At 51.5% G+C, this 10,790-nt stretch carries 10 protein-coding genes; 5 read left to right on the plus strand and 5 right to left on the minus strand.

The window, feature by feature from the left end; genetic code table 11:
• Nucleotides 1–130: 130 nt before the first annotated feature.
• Nucleotides 131–838 (minus strand): DUF554 domain-containing protein, encoded by a 708-nt coding sequence (locus tag FDW92_RS22955; protein ID WP_042310961.1) that lies wholly within the window; start codon nucleotides 836–838, stop codon nucleotides 131–133.
• 467 nt (nucleotides 839–1,305) lie between these two features.
• Here FDW92_RS22955 and FDW92_RS22965 point away from each other — a divergent pair, with 467 nt between their 5' ends.
• Complete coding sequence (locus FDW92_RS22965; protein WP_042310956.1) at nucleotides 1,306–3,441, plus strand: ornithine decarboxylase; 2,136 nt, start codon at nucleotides 1,306–1,308, stop codon at nucleotides 3,439–3,441.
• An 87-nt stretch (nucleotides 3,442–3,528) separates the two neighbouring features.
• On the opposite strand, the gene FDW92_RS22970 is transcribed toward FDW92_RS22965, so the two are convergent.
• The 4 genes from FDW92_RS22970 to mutY form a co-directional block, all read right to left on the minus strand.
• Nucleotides 3,529–4,785, minus strand: coding sequence for a nucleoside permease (locus FDW92_RS22970; RefSeq protein WP_042310954.1), 1,257 nt, complete (start codon nucleotides 4,783–4,785; stop codon nucleotides 3,529–3,531).
• Nucleotides 4,786–4,995: 210 nt separating this feature from the next.
• Entirely contained in the window at nucleotides 4,996–6,081 is a 1,086-nt protein-coding gene (mltC, locus tag FDW92_RS22975) for a membrane-bound lytic murein transglycosylase MltC (protein WP_094301040.1), read from the minus strand.
• 86 nt (nucleotides 6,082–6,167) lie between these two features.
• Nucleotides 6,168–6,437, minus strand: coding sequence for an oxidative damage protection protein (locus FDW92_RS22980; protein ID WP_003027126.1), 270 nt, complete (start codon nucleotides 6,435–6,437; stop codon nucleotides 6,168–6,170).
• A gap of 27 nt (nucleotides 6,438–6,464) precedes the next feature.
• On the minus strand, nucleotides 6,465–7,517 hold the full coding sequence (gene mutY, locus FDW92_RS22985) for an A/G-specific adenine glycosylase (RefSeq protein ID WP_042311165.1): 1,053 nt from the start codon (nucleotides 7,515–7,517) through the stop codon (nucleotides 6,465–6,467).
• A gap of 160 nt (nucleotides 7,518–7,677) precedes the next feature.
• On the opposite strand from mutY, the gene trmB reads away from it, so the two are divergent.
• The 4 genes from trmB (at nucleotide 7,678) to ansB (ending at nucleotide 10,727) form a co-directional block, all read left to right on the plus strand.
• Nucleotides 7,678–8,397 (plus strand): tRNA (guanosine(46)-N7)-methyltransferase TrmB, encoded by a 720-nt coding sequence (gene trmB, locus FDW92_RS22990; protein ID WP_038633629.1) that lies wholly within the window; start codon nucleotides 7,678–7,680, stop codon nucleotides 8,395–8,397.
• Nucleotides 8,397–8,723 (plus strand): 50S ribosome-binding protein YggL, encoded by a 327-nt coding sequence (locus FDW92_RS22995; RefSeq protein ID WP_006686835.1) that lies wholly within the window; start codon nucleotides 8,397–8,399, stop codon nucleotides 8,721–8,723. The genes trmB and FDW92_RS22995 overlap by 1 nt, the downstream gene beginning before the upstream one ends.
• A gap of 49 nt (nucleotides 8,724–8,772) precedes the next feature.
• Complete coding sequence (locus FDW92_RS23000; RefSeq protein ID WP_042310951.1) at nucleotides 8,773–9,492, plus strand: DUF2884 domain-containing protein; 720 nt, start codon at nucleotides 8,773–8,775, stop codon at nucleotides 9,490–9,492.
• Nucleotides 9,493–9,680: 188 nt separating this feature from the next.
• Nucleotides 9,681–10,727, plus strand: a complete 1,047-nt coding sequence (gene ansB, locus FDW92_RS23005) for an L-asparaginase 2 (RefSeq protein ID WP_038633619.1) — start codon at nucleotides 9,681–9,683, stop codon at nucleotides 10,725–10,727.
• Nucleotides 10,728–10,790: the final 63 nt, after the last annotated feature.

Raw genomic sequence — 10,790 nt, forward strand, 5'->3', positions numbered from 1 at the left:
GCTCTACCGACTGAGCTATCCGGGCAACGAGGCGCATTAAACCTGATTCACTTCGCTTCGTCAACGAAATTTCTTCAAATCAATGCAGACTGCACAATCTATCATCACATTGCTGCTATTGCACGCATTCTCAGGCAAAAAACGCCGTCCACGCGGCGGAAAGCGGCATTGCCAGCAGCAGGGCAGGAAGCATATTCACAACCGCAAACATTTTGATTCCACAAATACGTAAACCGGTTGCCAACAACAGCAGTCCACCTACGGCGCTGAAATCGGCCATCATAGCTGGCGTCGTCAGGGGTAAAATCAGTGCCGCACAGGTGGCAAGCGTTAACTGAATTGCCAGCATCGGCACGCAAATGGCAGATACCGCAATCCCCAGCGAACAGGCGAAGATGATGGCCGTGAAGAAATCAAGAAACGACTTCGCGATTAAAATATTTGGATCGCCGGTCATGCCTTCATGTATCGCCCCGAAGATCCCAGTACCACTGGCGCAAAATAGCACGATGATGGCCACATAGCTCTGGATGAAGGATTCGTGCGTGGTGTTGGCATCCGACCGGGTGAAAAGCTGCTGCGCTTTGGCAACCGCGGTATTGATCCCTTTTTCCAGATAACAGAACTCGCCAATTAATGCACCAACCAGCGTTGCCAGAACCATTACCGGCAGGTTGGCGCATTTGATAACCAGCAAGATACCAATTCCCAAAGAGCACAGCCCGAATATGGAGGTCATCGAGACCCGAATGCGCTCCGGTAAATGCTGGCTGAGTAGTGCGCCGAGAACGCCGCCAAATAAAATGGCGCCGCTATTAATAAACGGTCCGATTACCACGTTTGCTCCTGCATACCCATTATCATCTTGATACTAAAGACAATTGACTGGGTGAAATTATGTTTCAGATTGCATTATTATGCCGCTAATTTCAGACAAAATGTTTGTTTATCTGTGAGGTTTTAGCTCTGGATTTTATCTTGCGCCTGTAAGTGAAAGGTGCCATGATTGCGCGAATTTTCTCCTGTCTGAATGGGGCTGCCTGGGATGAAATTACTCCCCCTACATCGCCTTCAATATCGCCTTTTTGCGCGACGCTTGCCCCTTCCTGCAACATATCTTACCACTCCCACCATGCGGTGAAGGCAGCGCACGCTCACTGCAGGATAACAGTAAGATCAGAGGCTATCTGCTTTTACTGATGTCTGGCGGTCGGGGCTGGTAACCAGTTTGACCTGTCATTTCGTGGGCAAAGCAATGCAGCTTTGCCGGGACTTTTGATTTTCCCGAAACGGGTTATTGCGCTTATGAAATCAATGAAAATTGCCGCCAGTGGTGAACTGGTCTCTCGTCTGTCCAGTCATCGTCAGGTGGTCTCGCTGGACAGTACCGATTTTACTGACGTTGCGGCAGTCGTCATTACCGTTGCGGACAGCCGCTGCGGGATCCTTGCTTTGCTTAAACGCACAGGTTTTCATTTACCCGTGTTTCTGTTCGCGGAGTCTAATGTGGAGGTGCCAGCGGGCGTAAATGCGGTCATTCGCGGTCAGGCTCAGGAGTGGCTGGAGCTGGAATATGCTGCCTGTCAGTATGAAGAAGATTTGCTGCCGCCGTTCTACGACACACTGACCCAGTATGTCGAAATGGGGAACAGCACGTTTGCCTGCCCGGGGCACCAACACGGTGAATTTTTTAAGAAGCATCCTGCGGGGCGGCATTTCTACGAATTCTTTGGTGAGAATCTGTTTCGTGCGGACATGTGCAACGCTGACGTTAAGCTTGGCGATCTGCTGATTCATGAAGGGTCAGCGAAACATGCGCAGAAATTTGCCGCTAAAGTTTTCCACGCGGATAAAACCTACTTTGTACTGAACGGGACCTCTGCGGCCAATAAAGTGGTGACCAATGCGCTGCTGACGCGTGGGGATTTGGTGCTTTTTGACCGTAACAACCATAAGTCGAACCATCACGGCGCGCTGATCCAGGCGGGCGCCACGCCGGTTTATCTGGAAGCGGCGCGTAATCCGTTTGGCTTTATCGGCGGCATTGATGAGCACTGCTTTGATGAGCAGTACCTGCGTCAGCAGATCCGTGAAGTTGCGCCACAAAAGGCTGACCAGCCGCGTCCGTTCCGTCTGGCGATCATTCAGCTCGGCACTTATGACGGCACGATCTATAACGCCCGGCAGGTGATCGACAAGATCGGTCACCTGTGCGATTACATCCTGTTTGATTCCGCATGGGTTGGATACGAGCAATTTATCCCGATGATGGCCGATGGCTCACCACTGCTGTTGGAGCTTAATGCTAACGATCCGGGGATCTTTGTCACTCAGTCAGTACACAAACAACAGGCCGGGTTCTCGCAAACCTCGCAGATCCACAAAAAGGATAACCACATTCGCGGCCAGGCGCGGTTCTGTCCGCATAAGCGGCTGAACAACGCTTTTATGCTGCATGCTTCCACCAGTCCGTTTTACCCGCTGTTTGCGGCGCTGGATGTTAACGCCAAAATTCATGAAGGCGAGAGCGGTCGTCGGCTATGGGCGGAATGCGTGGCGTTGGGAATCGAGGCCCGCAAAGCGATTATTGCCCGCTGTAAGATGATTCAGCCGTTTATTCCCCCGGTGGTTGATGGCAAACCATGGGAAACCTATCCGACGGCGGTGATTGCCAGCGAGCGTCGCTTCTTTAGCTTTGAGCCTGGCGCAAAATGGCATGGTTTTTCCGGTTACGCGCGCGACCAGTATTTTGTCGATCCCTGCAAGCTGTTGTTAACCACTCCGGGCATTGATGCGCAAACCGGGCAATATACTGAGTTTGGTATTCCGGCGACGATTCTGGCGCATTACCTGCGTGAAAACGGCATTGTGCCGGAGAAATGCGACCTCAACTCGATTCTGTTCCTGCTGACCCCGGCTGAAAGCGCAGAGAAAATGGCGCAACTGGTGGCGATGCTGGCGCAGTTTGAGCAACACATTGAGAACGACACGCCGCTGGCTGAAGTGCTGCCCACTATCTTCAACAAGTATCCGGTGCGCTACCGGGATTACACGCTGCGTGAACTGTGTCAGGAGATGCACTCACTGTACGTCAGCTTTGATGTGAAAGATCTGCAAAAAGCGATGTTCCGTCAGGAGAGTCTGCCTGCCGTGGCGATGAATCCGCAGGATGCGAACAGCGCTTTTATTCGTGGTGATGTTGAACTGGTGCGTATTTGTGATGCCGCTGGCCGCATTGCGGCGGAAGGTGCGCTGCCTTATCCTCCGGGCGTGCTGTGCGTGGTACCGGGTGAAGTCTGGGGCGGGGCGGTGCAACAATACTTCCTGGCGTTGGAAGAGGGGGTAAACCTGCTGCCTGGTTTCTCGCCGGAGTTGCAAGGCGTTTACAGTGAGACGGATGCAGACGGCATTAAGCGTCTGTATGGATATGTTCTGAAGTAAAAGCCGGATGGCACTAAACGCTTATCCGGCTTACGAACTGGTCAAAAAGAAGGTCACCTGATGGTGACCTTCTTTCATCAATAAAGATTAGTGTGCGATGGTCTGCGTGCCTGCCGGAGTGCGTACGTGTTTGTATTTAAACAGCGCAACGAAGGCAAAAGCCAGAACCAGCGAGTAACCTGCGAAGATCAGCCACACGGTCTGCCAGTCGGTAATACCGTTCAGCGTATAGTGTTCAACCACTTTGCCGCTCACCAGACCGCCCAGAATACAACCGAAGCCGTTGGTCATCATCAGGAACATACCCTGTGCGCTGGCACGAATTTCAGGGCGAACCTCTTTCTCCACGAACACGGAGCCAGAGATGTTGAAGAAGTCGAAGGCGCAGCCGTAAACAATCATCGACAGAACCAGCAGTACGGTACCGAACGGCGTAGGATCGCCGTAGGCAAACAGGCCGAAGCGCAGCATCCACGCGACGATACTGATCAGCATCACGTTCTTAATACCGTAACGGCTTAAGAAGAACGGGATGGTCAGGATAAACAGCGTCTCGGAAATCTGTGAAATCGACATCATCACCGATGCGTGTTCAACGATAAAGCTACCAGAGAACAGCGGGTTGTTATCGAAGCTGTGCAGGAAGGTATTACCGAACATATTGGTAATTTGCAGCTCCGCGCCCAGCATCATAGAGAAGATGAAGAAAATCGCCATACGCTTGTTTTTAAACAGCGCAAAGGCATCCAGACCCAGCATAGACGACCAGCTCTGGTTTTTCTGCTGATTGGCGACCGGAATATGCGGCAGCGTCAGGGTGAACAGTACCAATATCAGGGACAATGTCGCACCGATATACAACTGCATATGGCTCAGTTCAAAGCCGGAGAAGCTTACTGCCCACATCGCCAGAATAAAGCCGATGGTGCCCCAGATACGGATTGGCGGGAAGTCAGTTACGATATCCATTCCGGCTGATTGCAGGCGATAGTAGGAGATGGTGTTGATTAACCCCAGCGTTGGCATATAGGCCAGAGAGTTAAGCAAGATCACAAAGAACATGGCGCCTGGCGTGGTGACTTCGGCTGCGGCGAACAGCGTCCCTGCGCCGACCAGATGGCAAAGGGCGTAAACCCACTTCGCACTGATCCATTTGTCGGCCACGATCCCTAACAGCGTCGGCATAAACACGGCGGCGATCCCCAGCGAGCTATACACCGCGCCAATGGATGCACCATCGAATTTAAGGGTGACAAACATATAGGAGCCGAGAGTAGTCAGCCAACTACCCCATAAGCAGAACTGCAGAAACGAGAGAACTTTCAGCTGCAGCTTAAGATTCATGTTAATTTCCTCACACCGTAATGCGGATGAATGTTTTAAAAGGCACATTTGCCGTGGCTATATGATGTGATTCTATCAATGAGCAGCACTCTTTTTTTGTTACCTGTGACAAATATTTGCAAACAATTTCTAATTGCAAGGCAAAAGAGTGATGTGGTTAACACTTTTGGCTCTTCTGGCCCCCGTTTTAGGGGGCAGAATAGGGATACATTAGCGACGTCGATATGATTTTTGTGCGGAATTGACCTTGTAAAGGTATCGGCGTGATTCAGCTGATGGGTGTCGGGTGGTCAGAGTTTGATAAACGTCTCCCGGGGACATGCTGTTAATGATATTCGCGGCCTGAATTTTATCATTCGAGAACACGCGCAGCACGCTGCCAGCACCGCCGTTATACGCGGTGATCACCGCATAGCGACGCGAGGTTGGATTATCAATGCCGCCCAAATAGACATTGTTGAGCATGGCCAGATAAGCCGTGCCAGTATCAATGTTGCTGGCCGGGTCAAACAGGAAACTGCGGCTAGGTGTGCCTGAGCGCCCTTGCGAGCGGAACACATCTTTACCGGCACTGTGCTGTACCACCTGCATCAGTCCCAGCGCATCGGCATGGCTGACCGCATACGGGTTAAACGAGGATTCGGTTTGCATGATGGCCAGAATCAGCGACTCGTCGACGCCATACTTACGCGATGCCTGACGCACCATGCCGATGTATTTATGCGCGCGCTTATCAAGGTGGTTTGGTACCAGATTGATCGTTACGCTATAAATGATACGCAGACCATTGCTGCGGCTTTTAAGTCGCGTTTGCAGCAGGTAGTTGGCAAAGTTGGTTGCACGTCCCTCCCAACGAATTGGCTGGCCGGTATTATCGACCACCTGTCCGTACAGGAACGGCTCTTTGGAAATCTTAATGTCGTCGACATCAGAATAGAGATCGATAGAACCCGGATCATCGCCCATCAGCAACGTCTTGATAATTGCCCGACGCAGATGCCCGGCAGGATCTGTCCCGGCAATGGTCTCGACGGTTATCGTACCGTCATCAAAGTTGATGTGGCTGCGGGTTTGGTACTGATCGGTATACTTTACGTAGTCCTTCGGACCCGCAATCAGCACTTCCTTAAATCCCCACAGATTCTCAATGTTATGGGCAAATTGCCCCATCAGAATGTCAAAACCGTTGGTATCCTTGACCCAGGCTTCGTTATAGGAATCGCCTTTTTTGGTCGAGCTGGAACAGGAGATGAGCAACGGCGCAATAACGGCAAGCGCGAGAAATTTTTTCATCATTCCGGGAGTGCGTGTTGTGTTTGTTATTTGCAAGGACCAGATTAAATCGTCGGCCGGATCAGCGCAGCGCTATCCGGCAACGGATTTTATGACTCTGGCGTATAGCCTTCAATATGCACATCCTTACCTTCAAACAGGAAGTTAATCATCTCCTGTTCCAGTAACTTACGGTGTTCGACGTTCATCATATTGAGTTTTTTCTCGTTAATCAGCATGGTCTGTTTATGCTGCCATTGCGCCCATGCTTCTTTAGAAATCTCGTTATAAATGCGTTTTCCCAGATCGCCCGGGTACAGCTGAAAATCCTGGCCTTCTGCTTCGCGTTGCAGGAAAGTGCAAAAAATCGTTCTGCTCATAAAAAATCCTCTCTATCGACCGCTACGTTAAACCTGTGTACCGGCATGTAATTGCTGTAACAAACGCTCCACGGGAGCCGCCAGTCCAACAGATGGCGGTTGCGCTAAGTTATACCAGAGCGCATTGCCTTCATCCATGCATGAACTGAATGAAGACACGGGAAGCCACATAGGCACAATATCTAAGTGGAAATGGCTAAAGGTATGGCGAAACGCATTAAGTTGGGTCAGATTATCTGCGTTAATTTGTCGTTGCGCCAGCCAGTTGCGCAGTCCATCTTCGTCGTCAAACTGCGGAAAACAGTATAAACCACCCCATAAGCCGCTGGGCGGTCGCTGCGCGAGCAGCACTTCGTCATCATGCTGTAGCAGTAAAAAATAGGCCGTACGTTCCGGTAACGTCTGTTTGGGTTTTTTACCAGGATACAGCGCCCAGCTTGCATTGGCGGCCGCTACACAGCCATTCTCTAGCGGACATAGCGAACATTTAGGCTTTGAACGTGTACAAACCATAGCGCCTAAATCCATCATCGCCTGGTTAAACCGCTCAACGCCGTGGGCAGGCGTAACCTGCTCGCTCAGCTCCCACAGTCTTTTTTCGACCTCTTTTTTCCCCGGCCAGCCGCTTACAGCATAACAGCGAGCCAGCACGCGTTTGACGTTACCGTCGAGAATCGGAAAATGCTGACCCAGAGAGAGTGAAAGGATCGCGCCTGCGGTTGAGCGTCCAACGCCTGGCAGGGCGGCTACCTCATCAAAGGTTTGCGGAAAAGTACCGCCATGCAGCGACACAACCTGCTGCGCGGCTTTATGCAAATTACGCGCACGGGCGTAATAGCCCAGCCCGGTCCATAAATGCAGGACTTCATCCAGCGGCGCATGGGCCAAATCCGTTACCGTCGGAAAGTGTGCCATAAAGCGCTCAAAATAGGGGATAACGGTGGCAACCTGAGTTTGTTGCAGCATCACCTCAGAGAGCCATACTTTGTAAGGCGTCTTGTCAATTTGCCAGGGCAGCGTTTTCCGCCCGTATTTGTCGTACCAGCTCAAAACCTGAGCTGAAAATTGAGAGGCTTGCATGATTACCGTTTCATTATTGCCGGGGGCAAGATTGCAGCACAGCGGCAACGGGGTGTAAACCGGAACTTTCCGCTGCTCACTTTCTTCCTTTACTTGCATCCGGCAACTAACTTTGGATAATGCCCGTTTTCAGAACTCAAACACAGCAGACTAAACTTTTATGAAGAACGACGTCATTTCACCGGAATTTGATGAAAACGGCCGCCCTCTGCGCCGGATTCGTAGTTTTGTTCGTCGCCAGGGGCGACTGACGAAAGGGCAGGAACACGCGCTGGAAAACTACTGGCCGGTGATGGGCGTTGAGTTCAGCGAAGAGCCTGTGGATTTCGCTGCACTGTTTGGTCGCGATGCGCCAGTCACGCTGGAAATCGGTTTCGGTATGGGAGCGTCTTTGGTAGCAATGGCGAAAGCGCGTCCAGAACAAAATTTCCTCGGCATTGAGGTACACTCGCCGGGCGTTGGTGCGTGTCTGGCTTCCGCCCATGAAGAGGGCGTCGAGAACCTGCGCGTCATGTGCCATGATGCCGTTGAAGTCCTGCATAAAATGATTCCTGACAATTCTTTATCTATGGTTCAGCTGTTTTTCCCTGACCCATGGCATAAAGCACGTCATAATAAACGCCGTATCGTTCAGGTACCGTTTGCTGAGCATATCTTAAGTAAGCTGAAGCTGGGCGGTGTGTTCCATATGGCAACCGACTGGGAAGCGTATGCGGAGCACATGCTGGAAGTGATGTCCTCTATCGACGGGTATAAAAACCAGTCAGAGAGTAACGATTATGTACCGCGCCCACAATCGCGCCCGGTAACCAAATTTGAACAACGTGGTCATCGTCTTGGCCACGGCGTATGGGACTTAATGTTCGAGAGGGTGAAATAATGGCAAAGAACCGTAGCCGTCGTCTGCGTAAAAAAATGCACATCGACGAATTCCAGGAAATAGGATTTTCGGTTGCATGGCGTTTCCCGGAAGGTACATCTGGAGAGCAGGTCGATAAAATCGTTGATGACTTTATCAATGAGGTTATCGAACCGAACAAACTGGCCTTTGACGGCAGCGGCTATCTGGCCTGGGAAGGTCTGATCTGTCTGCAGGAAATCGGCAAATGCACCGAAGAACATCAGGCAATCGTCCGTAAGTGGCTGGAAGAGCATAAACTTGAAGAAGTGCGCACCAGCGAACTTTTCGATATTTGGTGGGACTAAGTAGCACAGGGTCGGCAAATGCCGGCCCGATTTGTATTGAGGGAAAGATATGATGCGCAAAACGCTGCTGGCGGCAGTCCTCACGTTCACGGCGATGGCCGCACATGCCGATTACAAGTGCAGCGTCACCCCACGTGACGATGTGATTTTGAGCCCACAAACGGTGCAGGTAAAAGGCGAAAACGGCGATCTGGTCATTACCCAGGCCGGTGATGTCACCTTTAACGGTAAGCAGTACAACCTCAACGCCGCACAGCGTGAGCAGGCTAAAGATTATCAGGCGGCGTTGCGTAGCAGCCTGCCGTGGATTGACGAAGGTGCCAGAGCGCGCGTAGAGAAAGGTCGCGTGGCACTGGACAAAATCATCGCCAAAGAGGTCGGTGAAAGCAGCAACATGCGTGGCCGCTTAACCAAGCTGGATGCGCAATTGAAAGCGCAGATGAACCGCATCATCGAACATCGTACTGATGGGCTGACCTTCCACTATAAGGCGATTGACCAGGTCCGCGCCGACGGGCAGCAATTAGTGAATCAGGCGATGGGCGGCATTTTGCAGGACAGCATCAACGAGATGGGCGCCAAAGCTGTGCTCAAAGGCGGTGGTAACCCGCTGCAGGGCGTGCTCGGGAGCCTCGGTGGTTTGCAAACCTCAATTCAGAACGAATGGAAGAATCAGGAACAAGACTTCCAGCAGTTTGGCAAAGATGTTTGTGCCCGCGTCGTGACGCTGGAAAACGATCGTAAAACGCTGGTTAGCACGCTGAAATAATTTTCACCTCTTTTTAACGGCACAGAAACATTCTGTGCCGTTTTATTTTGTATCTTTCTGTTTTTTTGATATCCATCTCTAAGAATGGCAATTTGATGGAGATATAAATCTGGTTAATTGGAACTCGTCACATTATTCATCTGTAAGATAGACATAATGCTGCAAATTCAAGTAACTGGAGAAATAACATGGAGTTTTTCAAGAAAACGGCACTTGCCGCACTGGTTATGGGTTTCAGCGGCGCGGCGCTTGCACTGCCAAACATCACTATTTTGGCAACCGGCGGGACCATTGCCGGCGGTGGTGATTCCGCGACAAAATCTAACTACACGGCAGGCAAGGTAGGCGTAGAGAATCTGGTTGAAGCCGTACCTCAGTTGAAAGACATCGCGGTTGTTAAAGGCGAGCAGGTGGTGAACATCGGCTCTCAGGATATGAATGACGACGTCTGGTTAACGCTGGCGAAAAAGATTAACACCGAGTGTGATAAAACCGACGGTTTTGTCGTGACACATGGTACGGATACCATGGAAGAAACCGCCTATTTCCTCGACCTGACCGTCAAGTGCAACAAGCCGGTAGTGCTGGTTGGCGCAATGCGTCCGTCTACAGGGATGAGCGCCGATGGCCCGTTCAACCTGTATAACGCAGTGGTGACGGCTGCAGACAAAGCCTCTGCCAACCGTGGCGTGCTGGTGGTGATGAACGACACCGTGATGGATGGTCGCGACGTGACCAAAACCAACACTACCGATGTAGCCACCTTCAAATCCGTTAACTATGGCCCGCTGGGCTACATCCATAACGGCAAGATTGACTACCAGCGTACGCCTGCGCGTAAGCACACCACGTCTACTCCGTTCGATGTGTCTAAGCTGACCGAACTGCCGAAAGTGGGGATTGTTTACAACTACGCTAACGCCTCGGATCTGCCAGCCAAAGCGCTGGTCGACGCGGGTTATGCGGGTATCGTCAGTGCGGGTGTAGGTAACGGCAACTTGTATAAAACGGTATTCGATACGCTGGCCACTGCCGCGCATAAAGGTACCGTCGTGGTGCGTTCCTCCCGTGTACCAACCGGCTCCACCACGCAGGATGCTGAAGTTGATGATGCGAAATACGGCTTTGTGGCTTCAGGTTCTCTGAACCCGCAAAAAGCGCGTGTTCTGCTGCAGCTTGCGCTGACGCAAACCAAGGATCCTAAGCAGATCCAGGAAATGTTTAATCAGTATTAATCGATGCAGGTGGCTGCGCTTATCGCCCTAACCCTGTAGGCCTGATAAGCGCAGCGCCATCAG

The organism is Citrobacter sp. wls706 (genome assembly GCF_005281305.1).
Lineage (GTDB): Bacteria > Pseudomonadota > Gammaproteobacteria > Enterobacterales > Enterobacteriaceae > Citrobacter > Citrobacter werkmanii.

What these genes read in the sequence shown, in the direction of transcription:
- FDW92_RS22965 (WP_042310956.1), top strand. Translation starts at nt 1,306, where the DNA reads ATGAAATCAATGAAAATTGCCGCCAGTGGTGAACTGGTCTCTCGTCTG.
- FDW92_RS22970 (WP_042310954.1), bottom strand. Translation starts at nt 4,785, where the DNA reads ATGAATCTTAAGCTGCAGCTGAAAGTTCTCTCGTTTCTGCAGTTCTGC.
- mltC (WP_094301040.1), bottom strand. Translation starts at nt 6,081, where the DNA reads ATGATGAAAAAATTTCTCGCGCTTGCCGTTATTGCGCCGTTGCTCATC.
- FDW92_RS22980 (WP_003027126.1), bottom strand. Translation starts at nt 6,437, where the DNA reads ATGAGCAGAACGATTTTTTGCACTTTCCTGCAACGCGAAGCAGAAGGC.
- mutY (WP_042311165.1), bottom strand. Translation starts at nt 7,517, where the DNA reads ATGCAAGCCTCTCAATTTTCAGCTCAGGTTTTGAGCTGGTACGACAAA.
- trmB (WP_038633629.1), top strand. Translation starts at nt 7,678, where the DNA reads ATGAAGAACGACGTCATTTCACCGGAATTTGATGAAAACGGCCGCCCT.
- FDW92_RS22995 (WP_006686835.1), top strand. Translation starts at nt 8,397, where the DNA reads ATGGCAAAGAACCGTAGCCGTCGTCTGCGTAAAAAAATGCACATCGAC.
- FDW92_RS23000 (WP_042310951.1), top strand. Translation starts at nt 8,773, where the DNA reads ATGATGCGCAAAACGCTGCTGGCGGCAGTCCTCACGTTCACGGCGATG.
- ansB (WP_038633619.1), top strand. Translation starts at nt 9,681, where the DNA reads ATGGAGTTTTTCAAGAAAACGGCACTTGCCGCACTGGTTATGGGTTTC.